The sequence below is a fragment of the Capsulimonas corticalis genome (genome assembly GCF_003574315.2).
GTDB lineage: Bacteria > Armatimonadota > Armatimonadia > Armatimonadales > Capsulimonadaceae > Capsulimonas > Capsulimonas corticalis.
In genome coordinates this window covers 4,075,406-4,100,664 of sequence record NZ_AP025739.1, presented here as the reverse complement: position 1 = coordinate 4,100,664, position 25,259 = coordinate 4,075,406, and the positions used below count along the sequence as shown (strand labels likewise).

The following is a 25,259-nucleotide window of genomic DNA, read 5'->3' as shown; positions in this document are numbered from 1 at the left end:
CTCAGGAAAATTGACGGCGTTGACGACAAGAGCAAACGACGGCTGGGGAAAATTTTGGCGCAAAGCAGCGCCGGCGCGCCGTCGCGCATGAATTACTCCGAGAAATATTACCCAATTAATATCCAATTTAATCGACAAGCTCGTCTGGTTTGTCTGGCAATTATTTCACAGGACCGCATCGCCGGTTTCGCCGGTGCGAATGCGCTCCGCGCCGGCGATTGGAAGCACAAAAATCTTGCCGTCGCCCTCTTCTCCGGTGCGCGCATTTTCCAGGATGACCTCAATCGCCAGATCGACATCTTCGTCGCGCACCACCACCTCCAGCTTCAGCTTGGGTGACAGATAAATGATGTATTCCGAGCCGCGAAAAAACGGCGACCGCTCCTCATTCGGGCGGCCGCTTCCCCGGACATCGCTGGCCGTCATCCCCGTGATTCCGGCGTCGGCGAGCGCCGCTTTCACAATCTCCAGTCGGATCGGCCGAATAATCGCTTCGATCTTTTTCATTTGTTAAAATTCTCCATTGTTTCGTGCTCTTAGGAGGCTCCCACTAAGTTTAGAACAAAGGTTCCCCATGGTACAATAGTCTCTAAATCGCAAGTCTTTGACTTTCCGGGCCAAACGCACCGACTGGAGAAACCTACATATGCATCGCCTGAACCGATGCCTGACTACCGCCGCGGCGATCGCCGCGGTCGCCTGCGCCGATCCGTTCGTCACCGCAAACGCCCAGCAGCCGCTCTTCCCGCCTCTGGCCCAGCAATCGGAAACCGCGCCCGCCGGGCATGCAAAGGCAGTCACGCACACCGCGCCCCGCAAGCGACGCCACAAGCGCCGCGTCGTCCGCCGAGTGGCGCGCGTCATCCACAAGTCCGCGCCCGTCCAGGCGCCGCTTCCGCCCACGGACCCCAAAGATCGTTTGTCCACGCGTCTGCGTCTGGGCGACGGCGTCCGGATGTGGCGCCCCAGCCGCAAGCAGATCGGCGTGGCCTACGCGCCGGGCGGATCCGACGCCAGCATCTCCGGCGCCTTCAAATTCGTCGTGGACCGCGCCAAGCTGCGCAAGTACCTTGCGGGGACCGCTCCGTACATTCTGCGTTCTCCCGTGAACGCGCGGGCCGCCGTGGACAGCGCGTCCGCCACTAATGTGGACGCCCAGCAGGTCCCGGCGAAAATCATACCTGAAATCAACGGCGCATCGCTCGACCTCGACGCCGCGACGGATCTCGTCGCGCGCTCTATCGAAGGCGATCCGTCGACGATCCATGTCGTGCTGCCCGTCAAGATCAAGCCGGCGCGCATCATCGCGTCCCAGCTCCAGGGCGTCAACTCCCGCATCGGCTACTTCGTCACCCGCTTTAACCCGGGCGATGTCGGCCGCACGCAGACCGTCCGCCTCGCCATCAACATCATCGACGGCGCGGTCGTCCCGCCCCAGGGCGTCTTCTCCGTCAACCACACGGTCGGCGAGCGGACGGCGGAGCGCGGCTTTGGCAAAGGACATGTCTTCATCAACGGCAAGATGGAAGTGCAGCAGGGCGGAGGCATGTGCCAGGTCGCGACGACGCTGTTCAACGCGGCGATGCTCGCAGACCTCAAGATCGTCGAGCGCCACCAGCACGTCCGCACGATCCCGTACGCCGATCCGGGCCGCGACGCCACGGTTTACTGGGGACAGAAGGATCTGAAGATCCAGAACCTCACCAGCGCGCCGCTCTACATCTCCTACAAGACCACGCGCAGCCATGCGATCGTCTCGCTCTTCGGCGCCGGCGCGCCGGGACGCAAAGTCACGCTGGTCAGCCACTACAAGAAGCTGGGCGAGCGCCACTACACCGGCGTCTTCTACCGGGTCGTCACCAACCCGGACGGCACGGTCGTGAAGGACAAGCCATTCTACAGCGCCTACAAGTGGACCCCCGCGCTGGACTACAGCCGGTAAATCCGACGCTGACCGCAAACTCAAGACGCCGCTCACATCGAGCGGCGTCTTTTTCTCGACATCCAATGGAGCCGTTATGACTGCATCCGCATCCGCCCTGCCCCGCTGGGATATGACCCCGTTCTTCCCAAGCCTCGACAGTCCCGAATTCTCCGCCGCCTACACCCAGATGGCGGCGACGATCCAATCCATGACAGCGTTCGTGGAATCGCTCCCTTCCCAGGAAACAACAGCGGGGTTGCAGGAATTGATCGAGCGGCAAAACGCGCTCGCGGAGCTCTGCGGCGTGGTGGCGACCTATGTCGGATGCATTGTCGAGGCCGACACCCGCGACACGGCGGCGCAGGCGCGCATGAGCGAGATCCACGAGCTTTTTGTGGCGATGTCGCAGCAGCAGGCGCTCATCACGGCGTGGATCGGGGAGCAGGAAATCGAGCCGTTTCTGGCGTCGTCCGAAGACCGGGCGCCGTTTGCGTACATGCTTCGGCGGCAGAAAGAACAGGCGCTGCACTTGATGTCCCCCGCCGAGGAAGCACTGGCGGCGGAGCTCCAGGTGACGGGCGCGACCGCCTGGGGCAAGCTGCACGGCGATGTCACCTCACAGCTTCTCGTGACGGTCGAGACCAATGGCGCGAGCGAGCAGATCCCCATGAGCGCGGTGCGCAACCGCGCCACCGACCCAAGCCGCAATGTCCGGAGCGCGGCTTACGAAGCCGAACTCGCCGCCTGGAAAGGCGTGGAGACGCCGATCGCCGCCGCCTTAAACAGCATCAAAGGTCAGGTCAACACCCTCTCGCGCCGCCGGCATTGGGACAAGCCGCTCGCCGAAAGCCTCTTTGAAAACCAGATCGACCAGGAAACACTCGACGCGATGATCGGCGCGGCGCGCGAATCGATGCCGGATTTCCGCCGCTATCTGAACGCCAAAGCCCGCGCGCTCGGTCTGGAAAAACTGGCGTGGCACGATATCTTCGCCCCACTGCCCGGCGAAAGCCGCGCGTGGGAGTGGAATGACGCCACGCAGTTCATCGCGGCGCAGTTCCACGGCTACTCGCCGGGCATGGGGGAGTTCGCCGAGCGATCCTTCCGAGAATATTGGACCGATGCGGAGCCGCGCGAGGGCAAGGTCGGCGGCGCGTTCTGCGCGGGCGTGCGCGGCGACGAGTCGCGCATCCTGATGAACTTCCACCCCGCCTTCGACAGCGTCAGCACCCTCGCCCATGAGCTGGGCCACGGCTACCACAACCTCTGTCTCTCGACGCGCCCGGCCATCCTGCGCGCGGCGCCGTCCACCCTCGCCGAAACCGCCAGCATCTTCTGCGAAACGATCATCCGCAAGGCGGGCGTCCGCGAAGGAACACCAGCCGACCAGCTCGCGATCCTGGAGGCCTCACTGCAAGGCGCCACCCAGATCGTCACGGACATCACGAGTCGTTATCTGTTCGAGCAGAGCGTCTTCTCTGCCCGTTCGAACCGAGAGCTATCCGCCGACGAGTTCAAAGCCGCCATGCTGCAAGCTCAAGACGACACCTACGGCGACGCCCTGCTCCCGGACAAGCGCCACCCTTACATGTGGGCCGTCAAGCCGCACTACTACAGCACCGGCTCCTTCTACAACTATCCCTACATGTTCGGCATGCTCTTCGCCCTCGGCCTCTACGCCCGGTACGAACAAGACCCCGACGGCTTCAAGTCGATGTATGACGACCTGCTTTCCTCGACGGGGATGGCCGACGCGGCCACGCTCGCGGCAAAGTTCGGCATCGACACCCGCAGCCCAGAGTTCTGGCGCGCGAGTCTTGGGACGATTCGGGAGGATATCGATACATTTGTGGGGATTGTGGGGTAAGGCGCCCCACTCTACTTCTTCTTCCGAATTCGCGGCGGCCGTCCGTACAGCTCATACGAGATCCGGAATCGCAGCATCTGCCAGTACATGATCATGCGCGATCCGGCGCCGCGCACCCAGCCGAGCTTTTCTTCCTTCATCGGGTGGGTGACGCCGCGCAGGATGACGTCCTTGCGGACCAGATCGTGGTGGCGGACGTAGTAGGTGATCGCGAGTTCGATGCCGTAGCCGACATTTTCGAGGTTGGGGATTTGCAGGAAGATTTCGCGGCGAATGGCGCGCTGGCCGGTAATGCCGGGTGAGAAGCGCTGGGCGATGTCCGTAGCCCAGCGGCCGCCCTGGAAGATGCCCATGGACATGGTGGCTTCGCCGGCGAGCATGGGCTGAAGGATATCGTGGACGTGCTGGGGGGTCAGGCCGACCAGGTCCGCGTCGAAGAACAGCAGGATATCGGCGTCGGTTTGCAGGGCGCCGGTGCGCATGGCGCCGCCTTTGCCTTTGTTCGTCGGAAGCTGGGTCGCTCGGACGCCGGGAACGGCGGCGGCGACTTCGTACGTGCGGTCCGTGGAGCCGTCGGAGACGACGATGATATCCGTGATTTCCGGCGACGCCGCCAGCGTTTTCAAAACGGCGCCGATACGATGCTCTTCGTTGAATGCGGGAATGACTGCGGCGACTTTCAAATGGGCCTTCCGTGATCGAGCCGCGGTTGCCGGGCAACCGGCGATGTCAGAATTGGGCGCGGCGCGCGGGATCGGCGGCGGCGTACTAAGGCGCATGGCTGGTTCCTTGAGCGCTGTCCAGGCTTTGGCGCCCCGTACGCACCAAGGCGGCGGCCTCGGTCTGCGCCGACTTCACCAGCGCCTGCATCCGCTTGATCTGGCCCTCGGTGCGCAGCGCCGGCTCCGCGATCGCCTTCCGCGCGGCGTCCGCGCTCAGCGACAGCTCATGCTGCGCGGTGGAAATATCTCCGCGCTGCGCGGCGGCGCGCGCGAGCGCCGCGTGTCGCTCGGCGCGGTCCGTCCAGTCGTTCGCCGGGATCGTCCCCGCCACGGTATGCCCCGCGCGCCGTTTGCTGGCGTTCAATTCGGCTTGCAGGCGCACGACCTGCGCCTGCGTCTGGCGCAATTGCCACCAGGTGTAGCCGCACAGGCCGATCAAAAACAGTATCAGCACTCGCGTTAAAAATCGTCGGATCATCGAAAGTCCCGGCCCGCTTACTTGCGCGTTCGCGCCCATTCCTTCACGCGCCGCTCGATCGCGCCTTCGGCGCGCTGCATGCCGGCCGCGATCATGCCCAGTGGAAACCGATACTTCGTGATCATTCGGCGGCGATTCACGTGCGACGTTCCGGTCCACTTCGCTTTGTAAGGCTCATCGCCACGCAGCAGATCGAAGGTCGTTTTGCCCTCGGCGATCGCCGTCTGTACGGCGCGGGCCGTGAGGACGGTTCCCAAACTTAGCTTCGCCAGCGTCGGCTCGAAGCCGCCCTGGTAATAACACATGCGGTCTCCGAACGAGAAACAGTACAGGCAAGCCTGTGTTTCGCCGTCCAGTCGCAAACAGAACAAACGCAGCCATCCGCGCTCCAGCAGCGCCTCGGCCAGTTCGCGATGGAACGCCTGGATGCGCTTGCCGCCAAACACGCCCGGCAGCCAGCGCTGGTTCCAGCGGCGCTGGTGCAGATCGAATAAGCGCGTCATCTCCTCCGGGAGTTCCCCAGAATCGCTGACGGACGCGATCTCCACCTCATAAATCTTTTGCAGCGCGCGGTCGTAGTACCCCACGTTCGCGCGCGTTTTCTTTCCAAGGCCGGCGAGAAAGCCATTCCAATCGGCGGGCAGCGCCACATACGGACACGGCTCCCCGACGGTTTCGGACCAGCTCAGGCGAACTCCAGGCTTCGGAAGGACATCCGTGAGCAGTCCCCCGACGCGCAGCTGCGCGCAGTCGAACACCTGCCAGCCGCCGGAGCTCGCCAGCGTGCGATAAAACGCGTCGGCGACATCGGCCTCGCGGCCCGGCGCCGCCAGAATGTCCGTGTAGTCCGAAGCGCCGACGCCCAGGAACGAAAGCAGCCGCAGCGGCGATCCGCGCCAAAACGACGTCATCAGCGGCGCCAGGCCGACGAGCGCGCCGTCCGCGCCGCGCAGGGCGATCACATGGAGGCGCCGCCCGGGCGCGCGTCCAAGACGCCGCCACCAGACTGCGTTCCATTCGTACGTTTGGAAGATCGTCGCCGCCGGGCAGGAATCCGCAAGCGCGCGCCATTCGTTCGCAAGCCGCTCAAGTCCCGCCACGTCCGTCACCGTTTCGGCGACAATATTCCCACGCTCGTCCGATTTCATGCACCCTTTGACAACCTCGGTATTATAGCAGATCGCCTCCGGGGTGTAAACCCTGACGGAGAAGCAAACGACCGATACACTTCCCGTAATTTTGGGAAGGATAGTCTTATTGCAATCGCCAATTGCGTCGATAACCTTAACGTTGGCGACGGAGGACACATATGGACCGTACGAGCAAGACCAAAGTCGAGCAGGGACGCGTGGCCGTTCACTGGCTTGGACAAGCCGGTTTCTGCCTAAAGAACCACAGCGGCGACCTCATCTACATCGATCCCTACCTCTCGGACAGCGCAAACGCGGACGGAGCCTCGCCCCGACTGGTCGATATCCCCATCAAGCCCAAAGACGTCCGCTTGAGCTATCTCTTTCTCACGCACGATCATCCCGATCACACGGATCCGCATTCCGCGCCCGCCATTGCCCAGTCCAATCCCGAAGCGACGATCGTTTGTCCTCCGTCGTCGGCTCGGCTTTTGATCAAGCTCGGCGTGCCTTCAGATCAGATCACCACCGCGATGCCCGGCCAAACCCTGAGCTTCACGAACTTCACCGCTCATGTGGTTCCCGCGCACCACACGGAAGACAGCGTGGGGTATGTCTTCGACTTCAACCACGGCAACGACACCGCCGTGGGACCGGTCGTCTATCACGTCGGCGACAGCGAATACCATGACGGTCTCGCGGCGGCCGTCGCGGAGTTTATCACCGACGTTCTGCTGATCCCCATCAACAGCGAGCACGCAAGCATGACGCTGGAGCAGGCGGTCAAACTCACTCTGGAGATCGAGCCGCGCGAAGTCATTCCGATGCATTACGGCATGTTCGATTCGGACACGAACGATCCAGACGACTTCGTCGGCCAGCTCACGGCGGAGCTCGTCCACCATGCCGACATCGCGATCGCTCCCGTCGTCATGAAACAGAACTCCTGCCACATGTACTGCCCGGACGCCACCGTGCACGGCAAGCACGCCAAGAAACACGAGCGCGCCGAACGCGCCCGCCAGGCGCGCCAGGGCCACGAACACAAAGACGGCGTACGCGCTCCCGGGACCGCCAACGGACAGTCGGCGGGACGCGGGCGGTAGAGCTCCCCATCCCTCCATCGAGCTTTAGCTCGATGGAGGGATGGGGCGACCCAAATCTACCCCCCAAGCAACCCCATCAGCTCCCGCGGCGCGCTCACCAAATAGTCCGGATTGCTCTTCACAATCTCCTCGCCCACGAATCCATATGTTACGCCCACCGTCGCGCAGCCTGCCGCGCGGCCGCAGAGGATGTCGGCGGGGGCGTCCCCGACCATCATCGCCGTTTGCGGATTTTTCCCAAGCAGCTCCAATGCGCGCAGAGCCGGCGCGGGATGAGGCTTGTGCTCGCGGGTGTCATCCTCCGTCACGACCGCGTCGAAATAGGACCGCAGGGACAGGCGATGGAGCGTGTCGGCGGCCGAGGGGCCATTGCGGCCGGTGACGACGGCGAGGGCGTAATGGGATTGCTTCAGGCGATCCAGAAGGTTGATTACCCCGGGAAAGAGGGTAACAAGATGGAGATTTTCGCGCTGATAGCGGCGATGGGTCTCGGCGAACGGAGATCCGTCCGGCTGCTGGGAGAGACTGACATAACACGTGAGGAGCGGCTGGCCGAAGAGCGCCGTCAGGTGATCGCGGTCAATCTCCAGGCCGTACGCGGCGGCGGTGTGCTCGTAAGCGGAGACGATCCAGCGATGGGTGTCCGCGAGGACGCCGTCGAGATCGAAAAGGATCGTGTCGATAGATTTCATTTCTCTCTATTATACACCGGGTCCGGACGGGGTGACCGCTTGACTTTCGCCCGGCGCTCCCGCATAATCTGGGATGTAGTTTTCATGAACATGACAGTCGCCCGAACCAGGAGCTTCTTACCTTGCGCAACATGACCGGGTGTACGGCCTTTGCGCTCTTCGCCTTCGCCCTTTTGATATTCAGCACGCCGGCCCGCGCCGCGTTCCAGCCGCGCATTTCCGTGGCGACACAAACGATCAACGACAAGACATTCGCCTCCGTCACCATCAACGATCGGCCGGCGTTTACGCTGCGCACGTCCGCCGGCGGTCTCGCGCCTTCGGTGCGGGCGGAAGCGGCGGCGGGACGGCTGCAAGGCGTCATCGAGACCTGGCCGCTGCCAGTCGCCGTCGATGCGATGAAGGTGGATGGCTCGACATGGTCGATCACGATTCACGGAGGCAGCCTGCTGCTGGTGACGTCGGCGGAGGCCGCCGCGCACGGCATGAAGCTGCCGGACCTCGCGCGCACGTGGGCGTCCAATATCCATGACATGCTCGCGGAGCCGCCGTTCACGGTTTCCAAGCGCTCGCTGATCGTCCCGCTGCGCGAAACACGCACCGTCGTCGTGGGCGGCGCGGTCTCCACTGACCAGATCACCCTGACAAGCTCGGCGCCGGGCGTCGCGCAGCTCCAGTTCAACCCGGCGACACGGCGCTTGATCGTCAGCGGCGCGTCCGCGGGACGAACGATCGTCTCCGTGCGCGCCGTCAGCGGCGGCTCGACCGCCCAGCTCGATTTCACCGTCACGGTCATGAAGTACGCCGCCCAGATCGATCCCGCCGCGACCGTCACCGTCACGGGAACGCCGTCGGCTTCGGTGGCGACCACGTACACGGCGCTATACACCGGGCTTGCCCGCGCGGTCGCTCCCGAACTTGGCGCGCGTGTCCAGCTGCTTTCGCGCCCCCAGGTGAACCGGCCGCCGGCGCCGGGGACGCGAATGCGCGTCACCATCCCGGTCACCGTCACCGGCGCGGGCCTGCTGCCGGTGCAGTCGTCCACTACGATCACCATTGTCAATCAGCCGGTGGATCAGCGCGCGCCCGCACGGCTGTTCTACTCCAACCACCCCGAGCGCGTCATGCGCGGGCAAACGCTTTATCTTGCCAAAATCTTCCCGGATATCCCGACCCGTCTGGACTATCACCACCAGAACGGCTCCGGCCGCCCATTGATCTTCCACGCCGACCTCGTCAATGAGAGCGACAGCCCGATGCGGGTCCATGTGATCGCCGGAATTTCGGACCCGTCGACGGACACCATCCAGGTTGGACGGCGCGCCGGATCGCGCTACCTGCGCGCCGCCGCCGCCAATGACGGCATGGTGCTCGATGTGCCGGCGTTCAGCCGGGTCCCGATCATTAGCCAGCGTCTCGCTCCGGAACAGACGGTGAGCGGCGTGGTCGACCTGCGCCCGATCTCCGGCGGCGGCGCGGTCACGCTCTGCCTTTCCGCCGACGGCGACGATCAGACCGTTTCTTCCCCCATCACCGCGCTGCTCACGGCGACGGCGGGCAACTCGGCGTTTATTTCGCCGGCCCTGGAGCATTCCAATGACAGCGACGGCTCTCCGCTCGGCGCGATGTCGCCGTGGGTGTTCGGCGCGCCGCTGATCGCGCGCGACGCACTGTTCACCGTGGGCGGCTCGTGGACTTATATGCGCATCGGCAACAACGATTCCTTGAAAGATGTTACGGGCAAGCTGCTGCTTTATGGAAATTACGGCGTCGATTACGTCATCAATCTCAAACTCAGCAATCCGACGACGGATCTGAAGACAGTCGGTTTGTTTTTTGCGCCGGAGGCCGGCAGCGTGGCGGGCATCTTTCGCGTGGACGACGGTCCCGTGCTGGAGTTCGACCCCACCTTGCCGCCCAATGAACCGATCATCGCGCGCATTCCGCTCGCCGGCGGAGAGACGCGCATCGTGAAGCTGCGCACCATGCCGCTGAACGGCTCCTTTTATCCGATGTCCATCATCGCGCACACCCTCTGATTCGACCGAGCAAACTTATGGCGGCCAAAATCAGTCTGCATATGCCCAGATTCGCGCGCGACGCGAATGGAACCCGAACGCCGGCCGCCGAGGCCGCCGGCGTGTGGCTGCCCGCGCTTGCGCTCTTCGCGATCTTCTGGACGCTGTACCGCTGGACGGCCACGCAGTACAACACCTTCGACGCCGTCTCCTACGCCAATGAGATCGGCCGGCTTTATCCGCGCACGCACGACTTGCACTGGCTTTTCCACCCGCACCACCTCTTGTTCAACGCCACGGGATATGTGCTCTGGCGCGTGTCCCAAGCATTCGGCTACATCGGCGGCCCATTGCCCGTCATGGAGGCGTGGAACGCGACCTCGGGCGCGCTGGGCCTCGTGCTGTACTACCTGGCGCTGCGATCGCTGCTCCAGCGTTCGCGCTGGATTCCCCTGCTGATCGCGGCGGGACTGGGGCTTTCCTTCGGCTACTGGATCTGCGCCACCGACGCCCGGGTCAATATGCCCAGCACCGTCCTGCTGCTGGCCGCGTTTTGGGCCGCCTGCCGCCTGATCCAGACCGGCGACAAGCGCCTGGCGGCGCTGGCGGGCGCGCTCAGCGGCCTCGCCATTCTGTACCATGAAAGCGCCGGCCTTTTTCTGGTGGTGGGAGCGGCGGCCGCGCTTCTCGCCCATCAGGAAGACGACCTGCCCGCTCGCGCCGCCTGGAAACACCGCTGGACTCTGGCCGCGATTTACCTCGTCTCCAGCCTGGCCCTCGTCCTGATCGTCTACGCCATTGTCGGGATCGTCGCCCTGCGTTTCCATTCGCTCGGCGAGTTCCGGCGCTGGTCCAGCGAATACGCGGAGCTGGGCTGGTGGTGGAACTTCGAAATCCTGCGCAATATTCGCCTGGACGCCTATGCGTTCCGCCGCGCCGCGTTCGTCGAGCCTCCCGGCAAGCAAGGCACCTTCCACCTGAGCGGCGCGCCAACGCGCCTGCTGGCGTTTTACTTCACGGCGCTTCTGGGTTGGTTCGTGGCCGTCTACGCCTTCTTCGTCGCGCTTCCCCTCCTTTGGCGGACGCATATCCGGCCCTTGCTGATCGTCAGCTTGATCTGGGTCATCGCTTACGCGCTGTTCTTTACGGTCTGGTCGCCGGGATACTTCGTCTTCTGGGTTCCGGTGCTGATCCCCACCGGGCTGCTACTGGCCCTTTCGCTCGCGCACTACCGCGCCGGGCGCACGGGACTCGCGGTCAACTGGATCCTCGGCGTTTGGATCGCGCTGTACGCCGTCGTCAACTTCATGGCGAGCATCGGTCCGCATCAGAACACGCAGTCCAGCCCGTTTCGGCGCATCGCGATGGATGTTCGCCGGCATACGGCGCCGGGGGATTTGATCGTCGCGGCCGGAGCGGGAGACGCCGCGCAGTGCGAAGTGGATATCCCCTACTTCGCGGACCGCGACTGCATTTCCATCCATACGATGACGACGCGCGCGCGCGAAAACGCCGTCCGCTCACGGGAGACGATCCAGGCAAAAATCGCGCAAACGCTGGCGGCGGGAAATCGCGTATATGTTCTCGATGAAGTCTTGAGTGATAAATCGGTCCTCGATGCGCTGCACAAGCGGCACCCACAGATCGACCGCGCGCAAATTCAAGAAACATTCCGCCCTTGGCGACGGTCTATCGCCTGGGAGAGCTCGCACGGCCCGGTCTGGAGTCTGGAACAAGATTCGGCCGCCGTTCCGGCTCCATAACGATATCAGGAGCTTTATTTGCGTTTCAGGACTCTTTCGTTTTTTTGCGGCGTCGCCGCCACCGCCGTCACAACAAGCATCGCCTGGGGACAGCAGCCCGTTGCCCCCGCCGCGCCGGAGACAACCGTGAGCCCAACTCCTCAGCCCTCACCTACCCCTCAGTCGGCCACGGACATCGTGCTGGACGCCAAGAACGATTCCGTGGGAATCGCCCAGCAGACGGCGCGCGCCAAGGGTCTGCAAACCCGTATCCTCTGGATGGACGCCGGCGCCAATGTCGGCAACCTCAACTCAGAGGCGAAAGTCACGGACATCATCCAGAAGGTCAAATCCAGCGGAATCAACACCATTGTCCTGGATGTGAAGCCGATCGTCGGCGAAACGATCTATCCGAGCAAGTTCGCGCCGCGATTGACGAAGTGGACAAACGGTGAAGTCGATCCCAGCTTCGATGTCCTACGCAGCGTTCTGGACGCGGCGCACGCCGCCGGCCTCACTGTATACGCCAATATGAGCACTTTCGGCGAGGGGCATAAGTACGTCAAGCGCGGCCTGGCGTACACGCACCCGGATTGGCAGACGATCATGTACGAGACGGATCGCAGCGTCTCGTATGAGGGCGCATCGGCGCCGATCACCTACATGAACCAGCTTCCGAAGGACGACAAAGGTCTTGGCGCGCTCACGGGCCAGGGATTGATCGGTCAGAACCGCCCGGGCTACACCATTGCGATTTTGAACTTCGACGCGCGCGTGACGGCGGTGTACGACGGAGCGTCGCTGGCCGACGCCCACGTAACCCTGCCGCCGCGCGGATCGGCGCTGGCCGGCAGCGGCGTGATGGGCGACTGGCTGAAGGCGCACGCCATTCCGGGCGAGATCATGACCTATCGCAGCGTCGCCAAATATGTCCCGATCGTCAGCGTCCCCGACCAAAAGATCACGATGTTCTGCAATCCGATCAACCCGGAAGTCCGCCAGCACAATCTGGATATCGTCCGTGAAGTCGCGACCAATTACGATGTGGACGGCATGATCTTCGACGACCGCCTGCGCTATGCGGCGATCAACGCCGACTTCAGCCCGCTCAGCCGCACGACATTCGAGCAGCATGTTGGGCACGCGCTGACATGGCCGGACGACGTTTATCGGGAGTCCGAATATCCCGGCCAGGCCCCGATTTACGGCCCTTACTATCAAGACTGGCTGACCTGGCGCGCCTCGAATATCCAGTCGTGGGTGGCGGAGGCCTCGAACGTCGTGCATTCCGTTCGCCCCAAGGCGCAGATGGCCGTGTATGTCGGCTCCTGGTACGGCGACTACGAAAAGGTTGGCATGAACTGGGCCGGTCAGGATTTCCAGGCGGGCTACCCGTGGCTTACCCCTGAGTATCAGAAGACGGGAATCGCCAGCCTTCTGGATTGGATCACGACGGGCTGCTACTACACGAAGGCGACCGTGGCGGAGGCCGTCGCCGCCGGAACGGGACCAGGCGCGACCGTCGAAGGCGCCGGCCTGCTCTCGAACCGCGTGGTGAATGACGCCGCCTGGACCTACGCCGGCATCTACGCGCTCTCCTACGAGAACGATCCGGCGCAGTTCGAGCGCGCCATCAAAGCCGCCGCCGGCTCCACGCAGGGCGTGATGATCTTTGATATGTCGCAGATTATCCAGTACAATTGGTGGGACACGATCGCCGACGCCTTCGGACACACCAGCGCCGTCGCTCCGCATTCCGTCGACGGCCTACTCGCGCAGGTGCGCGCCCAGCACGCCGCCGACAAAGCCGCCGGCAAACCGCAGCCCGAAATTCCCGCCTATCAGGGCATTGAAGACACAGGATTTTAACCGTACGTGATTAAGCAAGTTCGTTACGCTCTCGCCGCCGCCCTGGCGCTCCTCACGTTGATCGCCATTCCCGCCGGCGCGCAGGACCCGGTGCCGCCGCGTGAGACTCCGCGCACATTTACCCCGTTCGCACAGGTGGAAACACACCGCCTCCGGATCGTCAACGCCGTGGACGGCGCCATTCAGGTCTCGCAGGATGCGGGAAGCCATTGGAGCCTTTTGGGCCGCGTGCTCGTGCCCGCGAAGACCTGCATTCAGGGCTACCTCGCCAGCGGCTACGCGCCGCTCAGCAGCGTGGCGGCGTCCGCCGTCCACGGCCTGCGGATCCGTGTGGGCGATCTGAGCAGCGCCTACCCCAAGCTGATCGCCATTCTGCCCCATGAGTTCATGCAGACGCCGGACCGATTCGGCGGCCACGTCGCCGGCGACTCAGGCATCTATACGAACATCCCCGTCGGACAGTCGATCTTTCGGGAGCTATCGCCCTACGCCGGAAACGAGGTCTTTCGTCAGGACGAAGACGGCGGCCTTTCGCCGCTGCCGGTGAACTACGCTCCGCAGCCGGACGACGTCTTCGTGATCGTCGTGAAGCGCCCCGAAAACCCGCTCACGCAGGTCGATTTCGAAAACACCGTGGGCGGCGCGGTCACGGCCGCCTACGCTGATGGGGCGAAGCAGCGCGTCACCAGCGTGCTCAAGCCCGTCTACGGCGTCGGCCGCTACGACGGCTGCTCTTACACCGGCGTCGGCGGAATCAATACGAGCCATATGGGCGTGATCACCGTCTCGACGGCGCCGATCACGACCTCCAAGCAGTTTGAGGGAACGGGAAACGAGCGGCGCGGCGGGTTTCAGATCCAGCCGTCGTACCACAATTCGCAGTCGCCCGAGGCGTGGGCGGCGTCGGTCTTGATCCTTGGCTCCAAGGCGAAGCAGCGCGAACCGGACCTGGAAGGCACGCCCCCGCTCTTCTTCGGGAACTTCGATCTGGCATGGCTGAAAAACGATCCCGCGCACTCCTGGCGCGCAGAGATCCGCGTAAAAAATGGACCGTGGCGTCCGATGATAACGGTCGTCGGCAGCCAGCCCAGAGCCTTCATGAGCGTGACGGCGGTTCGGCTGATCCGCGACAAACAAGCCGACAAAGCCTGGCTCTCGGCGCGGATCGACACTCAGGTGAAAAACTATCAGCAGCAGGCGCTGCTGCTGGCGAAGGCGGGAAAGACGCCGATCCAGCGCGGCTCCGTCACGATCGACGCGCCGGTCAGCGATCCGCGCGTCCGGTTCGTCGCGTTCTATGTCGATGGAGCCTTCCGGGGAATCACCAATACCGCGCCGTTTAACTTCTCCTGGGATACGCGCGAAAGCCCCGATGGAGAGTATGTCGTGGAAGAACGCGCGCAGGACGAATTCAACCGCGCTCTGCACACCACGCGCACTCGAGTCTGGGTGGATAACCAAGGCGAGATCAAAGGATAAGTCATGGCTCTCTTCTGCGGCGTCATGTCGGGCACCAGTATGGACGGCGTGGATGTCGCCTTCGCCGAGATCAACATCCTCTCGGCCGACGCCCAGCGCCCCAGCTTCGAAGTCCATCTCACGGCGGATTACGCCGTCCCCTACTCCGCCGACCTGCGCGACCGCCTGCTGCGCCTGCGAGGCGGCGCACCGACGTCCATCGCGGAGGTCTGCGCCCTGCACCACACGCTCGGCGCCGTGTATGCGGACGCCATCGAACACGCCGCTCAGGACGCCGCCATCGATCTCGCCACGATCGCGGCGGTCGGTCTGCACGGCCAGACCGTCTGGCATTCGCCGCCATCGACCACGCCGGCAACTCCCGGCACGCTGCAAATCGGCCAGCCGGCGACGATCGCCGAGCGCCTCGGCGTCACCGTCGTCTCGGACTTCCGCGCCCGCGATATCGCCGCCGGCGGCGAAGGCGCGCCGCTGATCCCGTTCGCCGATTATGTCCTGCTCGGATCCCCCACGGAAACACGGGTCATCCTGAACATCGGCGGCATCGCCAACCTCACTTATCTCCCCGCCGGCGGCTCACTCGCCGACATTATCGCCTTCGACACCGGCCCCGGCAACACGCTGATCGACGGCGCCGCGCAGCGCCTCCTCGGCGCCAGCCGCGATAACGGCGGCCAGGCGGCGCTCTCCGGCCGCGTCCAAGAACGCGCCGTCGCGGAGGCGCTCGCGCATCCTTATTTCCAGGCGCCGCCGCCCAAGAGCACCGGTCCCGAACTCTTCAACGAAGTTTTTCTGGGAAAAGTATTACAAGCCTGCGCCGACTGCCGCCCGGAAGACAAGCTCGCCACGCTCGCCGCCATCACCACCCGCAGCATCGCCGCCGCGATTCTCGCCCTTCCCGCCCCGCCCGCGCGCATGATTGTCGGCGGCGGCGGAACACAAAACGCCGCATTGATGCAGGGCCTGGCGACCGCGCTGCCCGGTACTGAAGTACAAACACACGAAGCTCTGGGAATATCCAGCGCCTCCAAAGAAGCCCTCGCCTTCGCGGTCCTGGCGGCGGCGCGAGTGAACGGGATTGCGGCGAGCGCGCCCACCGCGACCGGCGCGCGCGCGGCGCGGCTGCTGGGGTGTTTGACGGCGGGGTGAGTTTAAGTGGCTTATCTCGGCGCTTTGCATGCCTCTCCCGGCAAACCCACCCCGGCGCTTCGCGCCACCCCTCCCGCCGACGGGAAGGGTTTGGAAGATTGCCTCTTACGAAAGTCGCCTGCGATAACACGCTCTGAAATAACCCTTCGCGTCGGCGGGAGGGGTGGCGCGAAGCGCCGGGGTGGGTTTGCCGGGAGAGGCGCACGAAGGCTGAGGGCGCTCCCTACAACTCCAGCACCGCATAAGTCACCTGCGGCATGTCCGGGAGCGGCGTCAGCGTAAACCCTAGCTTGCGGCAAATCGCCTGCATGCCGTAGTTCTCCGACAGCATCTCCGCCGTCAAGCGATCCAGCTTCTCATCGCGTGCGATCTTCACCAACTGTCCCAGCATCTCACTGCCGACGCCCTGGTTCTGGAACAGGTCGCTCACGAGCAGCGAGAATGTGGCTTCACTGCGGCCGGGAATTTTGCTCAGGCGCGCGATGGCGACGATATCGCCATGGCCGTCGCCGGGGAGCTGGCGCTGGGCGACCAGGGCGATCTCGCGATCGTAGTCGTTGAAGCAGATACGGATGAGGCGGTTGTGCGCGACGCGCTGGTCGAGCTTGAGGGGCTGGAAGTAACGCAGGTAGACGCTGCGCTCGGAAAGCGTTTCGTGGAACTGGGTGACGAGCGGCTCGTCTTCGGGACGGATCGGGCGCAGGGTGACCGACTCGCCGTCTTTGGCGATCCAGGTGCGGACGTACTGCACGGGATACGGGCGGATCGCGGGCTTAGGCAGGTCTTCTTCTTTGGTGTCCAACGGATGCAGGACAACGCGGGCGTCGAGCGCGAGGAAGCGTTCGGGCGAGACGAGCAAGGGATTGATGTCGATCTCGGCGATCCAGGGCTGCGTGACGACGAGCTGGCTGAAGCGGACGAGCAGTTGTTCCAATGCGGCGATATCGGCGCTGGCGCGGCCGCGCACGCCCTGCAATGCTTTGAAGACTTTGGTGTGCTCCATCATGCGGCGCGCGAGCGTCGTGGTGAGCGGCGGCAGGGCGAGCGCGCGGTCTTCGTAGACTTCGACCAGTTGGCCGCCGGAGCCGAACAGGAGCACGGGGCCGAACTGCGGATCGATGGAGCTTCCGATGATGACTTCGTAGCCGCCCATGGAAACCATCGGCTGCACGGTGACGCCCTGAAAGTGCTCAGCGCCGACCTTCGCCGTCACGGACTCTTCGATCGCCCGGTACGCCGCGCCGACGGCGTCGGCGTTCTTGAGGTTGAGTTGAACGCCGCCGACATCGGTCTTGTGCGTGATCGTCTCCGAATAGATCTTCACCACGATCGGGTAGCCGATCTCCTCGGCGGCGCGGCGCGCTTCCTCCTCGGTGGCGGCAATACGCGTCTCCACGGTCGGGATATTGTACGCCGCCAGCAGGTTCTTCGACTCGGGCTCGGTCAGGATCGTGCGGCCGGATTTACGCACGTCGGAGATGATCTGCTCGGCGCGCGCGATATCGTACTCGACGCCGGGGTCGGTCGGAAGCTGCGGCGTTTCGTACAGCTCGCGCAGGTTCTCGTTGTAACTCCACATGTAGTTGAAGACGCGCGCGGCGGTGTCGGGATAGGCGAAGGATGGAATGCCGGCGTCGTTCAAATGCCGCTCGCCGGCCGCCACGGTTTCGCCGCCCATCCAGCTGGCGAGGATCGGCTTGCCGGGGATTTTGGCGTAGGGGCGCAGCAGTTCGGCGGTCGCGGTGGCGTCCGTCATCGCCTGCGGAGTGAGAATAACGAGAAGACCATCGCTCTTGGGATCCTGAGCGGCGATCTGAAGGGCCTTGGCGTAGCGGTCCGCGCCGGCGTCTCCGAGCACATCGATGGGATTGTTATGGCTCCACGCGGCGGGCAGGATGGCGTTCAGCTCCTCAATCGTCTCCAACGACACTTCGGCGAGCTCGCCGCCGCCCGTGATGAGCGCATCCGTCGCGAGAACGCCGGGGCCGCCGGCGTTTGTCAAAATCGTGAGGCGCGGCCCGCGCGGTCGCGGCTGCTTGCTCAGGACCTCGGCCATGTAGAACAGATCGGCGATGCTGGTGACGCGCAGGACGCCGCAGCGATGGAACGCGGCGTTCAGAACGTCGTCGCTTCCCGTCAGCGTTCCCGTATGCGAGGCCGCCGCCTTGGCCCCCACGCTCGTGCGTCCCGCCTTGATCACGATGATCGGTTTGGTCAGCGCCACTTCGCGCGCCGCCGAGAGAAATCCGCGCGCGTCGCCGATCGACTCCATATAGATGACGATGCTCTGCGTCTTGGGATCGTTGCCCAAATAATTGATCAAATCCCCCCAGCCGACATCCAGCATCGAGCCGATGGAGACAAAGGCGCTGAATCCGATCTTCTCGCGCAGGCTGTAGTCGAGGACCGCCGTGAGCAGCGCGCCGCTCTGGCTGATAAACGCGACATTGCCCGGCAGCGCGATAGTCTGCGCGAATGTCGCGTTCATCCCGTTCAGCGGGCTCATCACGCCCAGGCAGTTCGGCCCGATCAATCGTAAATTGCCGGCCCGCGCCTTCTCCAGCACGCGCCGCTCCAGCTCCGCGCCTTCAGGGCCTGTTTCCTTGAAGCCGGCCGAGATGATGATCGCCGCCTTGACGCCGGCGTCCACGCACTCGCCGATCAGATCGGGCACGGAGGCCGCGGGCGTGACGATCACCGCCAGCTCCACGGGATCCGGCGCGGAGGCGATATTGGGATAGGCTTTGACGCCCAAAATACTATTGCGCTTGGGATTAATCGGGAAGACGGTCCCGCCAAACGGACTACTGAGCAGGTTTTGCAGGATCGTGCGGCCGACACTTCCGGGCGTCTCGGTGGCGCCGATGACGGCGACGCTTTTGGGCTTAAAAAAGACATCGAGCGGCTGGCTTTCCGAGCGCAGGACATCGTGGGCGGGGTCGGTGGTGGGCATCGGGTTACGGCCTTTCGAAATTTGCTTTCAGGATAAATTCTGAGCGCTCGTCGCGCCCCCGCATTGAAATACGGGGCTGGGGGTTGCTTCGCAACCAGCGCCCAAAGGGCGCCCACCGTGCCGGACGGAGGATAATTATCGCCAGCGTTTCTTGTTCTTCCGTACGGCACGGACGGTCGGCGCTCTGCGCCCCTAGCCCCGTAATTCATTGCGGGGGCACAGCGAGCGCCTGAGTATCTAGCGCAATCGCCCACAGTATACCCATCGCGGCACTGGACAAGCGCGGGGGTTTTGCGCCATCATAGAGCATCTGTTTGCATGGCTGTATGAAACTTATGAACGTCCCCACATCCCCAGACCTTCCCGCAAAGATCGGTCAGCTTCTGTTTTTTGGCTGGATCGGCGAAACGCCGGAGTCCGCGCGCACGGTCAACACGCACGCGGCGACGCTCATCGAGGAGCTCGCCGTCGGCGGCGTGATCTTGATGGCGCGCAATATCGGAACCGCCGGCGAGACGCGCGCGATGCTGTCGGCGCTGCAAGCGCGCGCGGCGGCGCGCGGACTGCCGCCGCTGTTTGTCGCGATAGATCAGGAAGGCGGGCGTGTCAGCCATTTCGCTGCGCCGGATTATACACGATTCCCGGCGGCGAAGACCATCGGCGATACGGCGGATTCGGAAAACGCGCGGCGAATCGCGCGCGCCATCGCGGAGGAGCTGAAATCGGTGGGAATCAATTGGGACTTCGCGCCGGTGCTCGACGTCAACAATAATCCGAAAAACCCCGTGATCGGTAACCGGTCGTATGGCGACGATCCCGCGCGGGCGGCGCAAATGGGCGCCGCGGCCGTGCGCGGCTTTCAGGACGACGCGCATTTGCTGGCGTGCGGCAAGCACTTTCCCGGACATGGCGACACCGAAGTCGATTCGCATCACGCGCTGCCGACCATTCGCGTGGACCGCGCCCGGCTGGACGCCGTGGAGCTTGTTCCCTTTCGCGCGGCCATCGCGGCGGGACTTGCGGGAATGATGACGTCCCATATTGTGTTCACGGAATTGGACGCGTCTCTGCCGGCGACTCTGTCCCCGGCCATTTTGACGGGACTGCTGCGCGGCGATCTGGGCTACGAAGGGCTGATTATCACCGACTGCCTGGAGATGAAGGGCGTCGCGGACCACTGGGGCTCGGCGGAGGCGGCGGTGCTGGCGCTGGAGGCGGGCGCGGACATCTTGCTTTGCTGCCACACCCTGGCGACGCAATTCGGCATCCGGGACGCAATCCTGGAGGCGGTTCGGAACGAACGCATCACGGAAGCGCGTATCGACAAATCATTAGCGCGCATCGCCGCCGCAAAAACGCGCTGGGCGCAGACGCCGGCCGCGTATCCGGAAATCGATTTCGCGGAGCACCAGGCGCTGGTTGCGCGTGTCACGGCTGCGGCGGGGAGAGGATAACGCCTCATGGCCGCGAAAGTCTGTCCGCGCTGCGGCGCCCAGTACGCGAGTTTGAAGTCCGCGACCTGCCCCACGTGTTTCGCCAAGCTGATCACCGTCGACGACGAGACCGCGCGCGAGATGGCGGCCGTCCGCGCCGAGATCGAGAACTCCGAGGAGTTCCAGGAAGCCAAGGAAGTCGACGACGAACAGTTCCGCCAGCAGTCGTTCGGCGCCTGTCTGGGCGTCGTCGGCATCACATTTTTGACATTGATCGTGGCGATTGTCTTGATTGTCGTAGCCGTAAAGCGCTATGGGCATCATCCGGCGGCGGCGACTCGGGCGGCGGGGCCGATCGCGAAGGGCGCGCCGGGCGATCCGCTGACGGAGCTGCCGGTGACGGGCGCGAAGCTGGCCGATGTCATGCCGCCGAAGATGGCGCCGTTTGAGCGGACGGAAATGGATCAAGACACGGTCCTTTCGGGTACATTGACTCCGATCTACCACGCCGCGTATCGGCAGGGCGCAGCCGCCGCGCCGGCGATCGATCTGTACGCGATCCCGACGGGGCAGCCGACGCCGGAGCAGAACGCGTTCCGGACATCGATTGCGCTTGTGACGCATATCGGCGGCGGGCCGCCGCGTCCGATGCTGATCTTCGCGACCCAGCACTGGCGATACGCGGCGGTCGGACAGGCGCAGGCGGGCGCGCCGCCGCTCCAGGATCTCTCAAGTTCGCTCAAGACGTACTTCAGCACTCTTTAAAGATTTCGCGCGCTTTGGATTTTTGGGTATGACGCACTCATGAAAAGAGCAGGAGCCACCATCAATGAATAAAACAGTCCAGCGATTGTTATGGGCGGGCGCGGGAGTCGCCGCGCTGGCCGCGGCGAACAGCGCGATCTTTGCGAAAGCCAAGGCGCAGGGCAATCCGCTCGGCGGCGAAGGGCGCTTCTGGCCCGGCCCCTATGGCGACCTGTTCTACGCGCGCCAGGGCAAGGGGCTCCCGGTGCTGCTGCTGCACGGCGTTTATGAAGGCGCGTCCAGTTATGAGTGGCGCAAGAACTTCGACAGCCTCTCCGAGCACTTCAATGTCTACGCACTGGACCTGCTGGGCTTCGGACTTTCCGATAAGCCGCGCATCGACTATACCGGCCAGAAGTATATCGAGCAGATCGAACAATTTATCAAGGAAGTGATCAAAGAGCCGTGCGCGATCGTCGCGTCGTCCCTGTCGTCGGCGTACGCCGTCCAGGCGGCGCACGATCTGCCCGATCTGATCCAGAACCTGATCCTGGTCTGCCCGACCGGCCTGCGGCGATTGTCCAAAGAGCCGGGCGCGAAGACGGAGCTGGCGTATCAATTGCTGCACGCGCCGCTGATCGGAACGACGGTGCATAACGCGCTGACATCGGTCCCGTCGCTGCGCTATTACTTGATGAACCAGACGTACTTCGATCCGTCGTATGTGGACGATGAGATGATCGAGCATTACTTTACGGTCTCGCACCAATACGGCTCGCAGAATGCGCCGCCGGCGTTTATCGGCGGCCTGCTCAATCACAGCGTCGCCGCCGCCTTCCCGGCGCTCACACAGAAAGCGATCCGTATCGTCTGGGGTCGCGAGGCGCGGATGACGCCGCTTTCCGACGCGGAAGCTTTCCTCGCGGCGAACGCCCGCGCGGAGCTGAGCGTATTTGACAAATCCGGACTGCTGCCGCAGGACGAACAAGCGCAGGGCTTCAACCGACTGGTTGTGGAGCTGCTGACCGAAGACGCGCCGCGCGCCACGCGCACGCGATCGAAGAAACCACAGGAGAACGAATAAATGGCGCAGAATGGAAATGCGGACCGCAAATTGAGCGTGCCGCTGACGATGGCGGATCAGGACGACGACATGGATCTGGAAGAGGGCGAGTCCTACATTGTCGTCGGCGAGGCCGGCGAAGATGTCGCCTTTGAGATCTGCGAAGACCTGGAGATCGCTCTGGGCGTGCGCGACGCTATGCAGGAAGACGGTTTCGTCGTCCGGATGTTCCAGGCGCACGAAGTCGATATCGTGATTGAAGAAGAACCAAGCAAGAACTAAGCGATTGCGCCTTTTTTCACAAACCGGCCGCGTTCCCTTGTGGAGCGTGGCCGGATATGGTACAATTAGAGCAGTGTATCAAAGATGTTCTCGCTCGAATGCCGCCGCCCCCCACAGGGGGTCGGCGGGCATCGGGACGGCGCATCCTCCTCTTTGTTTAGTGAAGGCGTGAGAGAATGGCAGAAGAAACAAAAGCTCCCTATCGCGTAAAGGTCCCGGACATCGATTACTGGCGCGGCAAGATCGGCTGCCAGACCGGATGTCCGGTGAAGACCGACGCGCGTGGATACGTGATTGCGATCGGCGAAGGCCGCTACGAAGACGCTTATGCGATCGCGCGCGCGCCAAACCCGTTCGCCTCCATGTGCGGACGCATCTGCGGATGCCCCTGTGAAACCAAGTGTACGCGCGGCAATGTCGGCGTGGACACCAGTGGCCCCGTCTCCATCCGCGCTTTGAAAAGATTTGCGACCGAGCAGTACGGCGTCGAGAACCTCAAGGACCTGCATAAGTCCCTGGAGTACTCCAACGCGCGCGGCTCCTCCCGTCCCGTTCTGGACAAAGAAAAAATCGCCGTCGTTGGCGGCGGCGTCGCCGGCATGACGGCCGCGCACGACCTCGCCCGCCTCGGCTACCGCGTCACGGTCTTCGAAGAATTGGAGATCCCCGGCGGTCAGATGGCGACCGGAGTTCCGATCTACCGGCTGTCCCGCGAGCTGATGAACCTGGAGATCGCGGCCATCTGCGAGCTGGGCGTCGATCTGCGCCTCGGCGTCAGCGTCGGCCGAGACGTCACTATTCCGCAGCTGCGCGAAGAGGGCTACAAAGCCTTCATCATCGCCGCCGGATTTATGGCGGGCCGCCCCTCCCCCACCCCGGGCGCAGAAAAGCTGCGCGGTAAGGGCGTCCACATCGGCATCGACCTGCTGCGCGAAGTCAACATGGGCAAACCGTACCATGTCGGCGAGAGGTGCGTGGTGATCGGCGGCGGGAACGTTGCGATGGACGTCGTGCGTATGACAGTACGTACGAACGTTATTCCCGGCCTGTCTCAGCTGAGCAAGCCGAAGAATTACGCGATGACGGATATCTCGCGCGTGCTGGCGTCCAAGGCGAAGACGATCGACTGTATCTTCGGCGAATCCCGCGCGCAGATGAACGCGGACGAGTACGAGATCGAAGAAGCCATTCTCGAAGGCGTCAAGCTGCACCCGCAGACCTGGCCGGTCGAGATCCTGGGCGAAGATCACGTCACCGGAATCCTGACCAAGAAGGTGAAGTCGCTGATCGACGCGACGGGCCGTTTCAACCCGCAGCTGATCGACGGCACCGAGAAGGTCATCGAGTGCGACACGGTCATCGTGTCCATCGGCCAGATGGTGAACTGGAACTTCCTGACCGGCATCGAAGACCTCGCGAAAACTCCGCGCGGCACGATCGATGTCGATCCGGAGACACTGCAATCGACGAATCACCCGGATGTGTTCGCGGTTGGCGACATCGCCGTGGGCGCGCGCCTCTTCATCGACGGCATCGCCTCCGCGCAGAAGTGCGCCGTGGGCGTCGATGAGTTCCTGACCGGCAAGAGCTTCAAGCTCGTCAAGCGCGGCTATATGCGCGCTCTGCCGATCGTCAACTACGGCATGCCGGACAAGTACGACGCCTTTATCCGCCAGGAGCCGCCGGAGCGAGAGACCCACTCGCGCGCCGCGGGCTTCGATCTGGTCGAATTTAATTACACGGAGAAGGCCGCCCGGGAACAAGGCATGCGCTGTTTGCGTTGTCATGTTAACGTAGTCTTCGATGCGGAGAAGTGTATCCTCTGCGGCCTGTGCATCAATATTTGCCCGGAGAGCATCCTGAAGATGGTTCCGGTCACGGATGTCACGGGAGACGCCGACGTCGCGGCGCTGATCGAGGCAAAGTACGGCGTGCCTCAGGAAGAGCTGCTGCCGGACGACGGCACCATCATGCTGATGGACGGCACCAAGTGTATCCGCTGCGCCCTCTGCGCCAAGATCTGTCCGATGGACTGTATCTCCATGGAGGCGTTCGAATACGAAGAGTCGCTGGTTCCCGTGGAAACCATCACTCGCACTGCATTCCCGCCCGTTCCCACGGCGGCTGGGTATAAGAGCTAATCGTCTTCACTGCAAACGATCGCAGTGATTGTCATACCGGCGGAATTTGAACCCGCTACGGAGGAAAACAATGTCAACAGTTATCGAGCCGACCACCACCGAAGTGGCGTCGCCCCTTTCGATCACGGACGCGGCGGCGGAAGAAGTCCGCACGCTGATCGCCCAGCAGGACCGCGACGATCTGTATCTTCGCGTCTACGTCTCCGGCGGCGGCTGCAGCGGCCTTCAGTACGGCATGGCGCTGGATGAGAACGTCGAGCCCGGCGATGAAGTCTTCGACCTGAGCGGCATCCGCCTCGTCGTGGACAACACCAGCCTGCGCTACATGTCCGGCTCCGTCGTCGATTACATCACGACCGACATGGGCGGCGGCTTCAAGATCGAGAACCCGAACGCGACCAAGTCCTGTGGATGCGGCTCCAGCTTCAGCACCGGCGACGAAGAGGCCGCCGGCCTCGACACCAAAG

19 protein-coding genes and 1 pseudogene are annotated in these 25,259 nt (G+C 63.6%); 14 read left to right on the top strand and 6 right to left on the bottom strand.

Annotation, left to right across the window (positions count from 1 at the left end):
* Positions 1 to 165: 165 nt before the first annotated feature.
* Positions 166 to 507: a P-II family nitrogen regulator gene (locus tag D5261_RS17575; RefSeq protein WP_119322300.1), complete on the bottom strand. Its 342-nt coding sequence runs from the start codon at positions 505 to 507 to the stop codon at positions 166 to 168.
* Positions 508 to 646: 139 nt separating this feature from the next.
* Between D5261_RS17575 and D5261_RS17570 the strand changes: the two genes are divergently transcribed.
* The gene (locus D5261_RS17570; protein ID WP_119322301.1) at positions 647 to 1,942 is read left to right on the top strand and encodes a VanW family protein; all 1,296 of its coding nucleotides are present in this window, start codon (positions 647 to 649) and stop codon (positions 1,940 to 1,942) included.
* A gap of 76 nt (positions 1,943 to 2,018) precedes the next feature.
* A complete protein-coding gene (locus D5261_RS17565) occupies positions 2,019 to 3,791 on the top strand; it encodes a M3 family oligoendopeptidase (protein ID WP_119322302.1) in 1,773 nt (590 codons plus the stop codon).
* An 11-nt stretch (positions 3,792 to 3,802) separates the two neighbouring features.
* Here D5261_RS17565 and D5261_RS17560 read toward each other — a convergent pair whose 3' ends face one another.
* From D5261_RS17560 to D5261_RS17550, 3 genes are all read right to left on the bottom strand, one after another.
* Positions 3,803 to 4,474, bottom strand: coding sequence for a glycosyltransferase family 2 protein (locus tag D5261_RS17560; RefSeq protein WP_218025638.1), 672 nt, complete (start codon positions 4,472 to 4,474; stop codon positions 3,803 to 3,805).
* An 85-nt stretch (positions 4,475 to 4,559) separates the two neighbouring features.
* A complete protein-coding gene (locus D5261_RS17555; protein ID WP_125206061.1) occupies positions 4,560 to 4,967 on the bottom strand; it encodes a hypothetical protein in 408 nt (135 codons plus the stop codon).
* Positions 4,968 to 5,008: 41 nt separating this feature from the next.
* A complete protein-coding gene (locus tag D5261_RS17550; RefSeq protein WP_165864313.1) occupies positions 5,009 to 6,139 on the bottom strand; it encodes a GNAT family N-acetyltransferase in 1,131 nt (376 codons plus the stop codon).
* 161 nt (positions 6,140 to 6,300) lie between these two features.
* Between D5261_RS17550 and D5261_RS17545 the strand changes: the two genes are divergently transcribed.
* The gene (locus tag D5261_RS17545; protein ID WP_119322306.1) at positions 6,301 to 7,227 is read left to right on the top strand and encodes an MBL fold metallo-hydrolase; all 927 of its coding nucleotides are present in this window, start codon (positions 6,301 to 6,303) and stop codon (positions 7,225 to 7,227) included.
* Positions 7,228 to 7,283: 56 nt separating this feature from the next.
* Here D5261_RS17545 and D5261_RS17540 read toward each other — a convergent pair whose 3' ends face one another.
* A complete protein-coding gene (locus D5261_RS17540) occupies positions 7,284 to 7,919 on the bottom strand; it encodes an HAD family hydrolase (RefSeq protein WP_119322307.1) in 636 nt (211 codons plus the stop codon).
* A gap of 131 nt (positions 7,920 to 8,050) precedes the next feature.
* On the opposite strand from D5261_RS17540, the gene D5261_RS17535 reads away from it, so the two are divergent.
* From D5261_RS17535 to D5261_RS17515, 5 genes are read left to right on the top strand one after another with little or no spacing between them, the layout of a single operon-like run.
* A complete protein-coding gene (locus D5261_RS17535; protein WP_494400707.1) occupies positions 8,051 to 9,958 on the top strand; it encodes a DUF8459 domain-containing protein in 1,908 nt (635 codons plus the stop codon).
* A gap of 17 nt (positions 9,959 to 9,975) precedes the next feature.
* Entirely contained in the window at positions 9,976 to 11,700 is a 1,725-nt protein-coding gene (locus D5261_RS17530) for a glycosyltransferase family protein (RefSeq protein WP_119322309.1), read from the top strand.
* 18 nt (positions 11,701 to 11,718) lie between these two features.
* Complete coding sequence (locus D5261_RS17525) at positions 11,719 to 13,548, top strand: alpha amylase family protein (RefSeq protein ID WP_119322310.1); 1,830 nt, start codon at positions 11,719 to 11,721, stop codon at positions 13,546 to 13,548.
* A 6-nt stretch (positions 13,549 to 13,554) separates the two neighbouring features.
* Positions 13,555 to 15,027 carry an Ig-like domain-containing protein gene (locus D5261_RS17520; protein WP_119322311.1) on the top strand — a complete coding sequence of 491 codons (1,473 nt, stop codon included), beginning with the start codon at positions 13,555 to 13,557 and terminating at the stop codon, positions 15,025 to 15,027.
* 3 nt (positions 15,028 to 15,030) lie between these two features.
* Positions 15,031 to 16,176 carry an anhydro-N-acetylmuramic acid kinase gene (locus D5261_RS17515; protein WP_119322312.1) on the top strand — a complete coding sequence of 382 codons (1,146 nt, stop codon included), beginning with the start codon at positions 15,031 to 15,033 and terminating at the stop codon, positions 16,174 to 16,176.
* Positions 16,177 to 16,399: 223 nt separating this feature from the next.
* Here D5261_RS17515 and D5261_RS17510 read toward each other — a convergent pair whose 3' ends face one another.
* Complete coding sequence (locus tag D5261_RS17510) at positions 16,400 to 19,129, bottom strand: bifunctional acetate--CoA ligase family protein/GNAT family N-acetyltransferase (RefSeq protein ID WP_119322313.1); 2,730 nt, start codon at positions 19,127 to 19,129, stop codon at positions 16,400 to 16,402.
* 335 nt (positions 19,130 to 19,464) lie between these two features.
* Here D5261_RS17510 and nagZ point away from each other — a divergent pair, with 335 nt between their 5' ends.
* The 6 genes and pseudogenes from nagZ to erpA form a co-directional block, all read left to right on the top strand.
* Entirely contained in the window at positions 19,465 to 20,583 is a 1,119-nt protein-coding gene (nagZ, locus tag D5261_RS17505) for a beta-N-acetylhexosaminidase (protein ID WP_165864314.1), read from the top strand.
* A gap of 6 nt (positions 20,584 to 20,589) precedes the next feature.
* Positions 20,590 to 21,327, top strand: a complete 738-nt coding sequence (locus D5261_RS17500; protein WP_119322315.1) for a hypothetical protein — start codon at positions 20,590 to 20,592, stop codon at positions 21,325 to 21,327.
* 64 nt (positions 21,328 to 21,391) lie between these two features.
* Entirely contained in the window at positions 21,392 to 22,390 is a 999-nt protein-coding gene (locus tag D5261_RS17495) for an alpha/beta fold hydrolase (protein ID WP_119322316.1), read from the top strand.
* Positions 22,391 to 22,651 carry a hypothetical protein gene (locus D5261_RS17490; RefSeq protein ID WP_119322317.1) on the top strand — a complete coding sequence of 87 codons (261 nt, stop codon included), beginning with the start codon at positions 22,391 to 22,393 and terminating at the stop codon, positions 22,649 to 22,651.
* A gap of 176 nt (positions 22,652 to 22,827) precedes the next feature.
* A complete protein-coding gene (locus D5261_RS17485) occupies positions 22,828 to 24,792 on the top strand; it encodes an FAD-dependent oxidoreductase (protein ID WP_119322318.1) in 1,965 nt (654 codons plus the stop codon).
* 70 nt (positions 24,793 to 24,862) lie between these two features.
* Positions 24,863 to 25,222 (top strand): annotated as a pseudogene (gene erpA, locus D5261_RS17480) (iron-sulfur cluster insertion protein ErpA); the annotation flags it as partial.
* Positions 25,223 to 25,259: the final 37 nt, after the last annotated feature.

Coding starts and splice junctions, on each gene's coding strand:
- D5261_RS17550 (WP_165864313.1), bottom strand. CDS start 6,139: ATGAAATCGGACGAGCGTGGGAATATTGTCGCCGAAACGGTGACGGAC.
- D5261_RS17565 (WP_119322302.1), top strand. CDS start 2,019: ATGACTGCATCCGCATCCGCCCTGCCCCGCTGGGATATGACCCCGTTC.
- D5261_RS17535 (WP_494400707.1), top strand. CDS start 8,051: ATGACCGGGTGTACGGCCTTTGCGCTCTTCGCCTTCGCCCTTTTGATA.
- D5261_RS17515 (WP_119322312.1), top strand. CDS start 15,031: ATGGCTCTCTTCTGCGGCGTCATGTCGGGCACCAGTATGGACGGCGTG.
- D5261_RS17490 (WP_119322317.1), top strand. CDS start 22,391: ATGGCGCAGAATGGAAATGCGGACCGCAAATTGAGCGTGCCGCTGACG.
- D5261_RS17510 (WP_119322313.1), bottom strand. CDS start 19,129: ATGCCCACCACCGACCCCGCCCACGATGTCCTGCGCTCGGAAAGCCAG.
- D5261_RS17575 (WP_119322300.1), bottom strand. CDS start 507: ATGAAAAAGATCGAAGCGATTATTCGGCCGATCCGACTGGAGATTGTG.
- D5261_RS17530 (WP_119322309.1), top strand. CDS start 9,976: ATGGCGGCCAAAATCAGTCTGCATATGCCCAGATTCGCGCGCGACGCG.
- D5261_RS17495 (WP_119322316.1), top strand. CDS start 21,392: ATGAATAAAACAGTCCAGCGATTGTTATGGGCGGGCGCGGGAGTCGCC.
- nagZ (WP_165864314.1), top strand. CDS start 19,465: ATGAACGTCCCCACATCCCCAGACCTTCCCGCAAAGATCGGTCAGCTT.
- D5261_RS17540 (WP_119322307.1), bottom strand. CDS start 7,919: ATGAAATCTATCGACACGATCCTTTTCGATCTCGACGGCGTCCTCGCG.
- D5261_RS17500 (WP_119322315.1), top strand. CDS start 20,590: ATGGCCGCGAAAGTCTGTCCGCGCTGCGGCGCCCAGTACGCGAGTTTG.
- D5261_RS17570 (WP_119322301.1), top strand. CDS start 647: ATGCATCGCCTGAACCGATGCCTGACTACCGCCGCGGCGATCGCCGCG.
- D5261_RS17485 (WP_119322318.1), top strand. CDS start 22,828: ATGGCAGAAGAAACAAAAGCTCCCTATCGCGTAAAGGTCCCGGACATC.
- D5261_RS17545 (WP_119322306.1), top strand. CDS start 6,301: ATGGACCGTACGAGCAAGACCAAAGTCGAGCAGGGACGCGTGGCCGTT.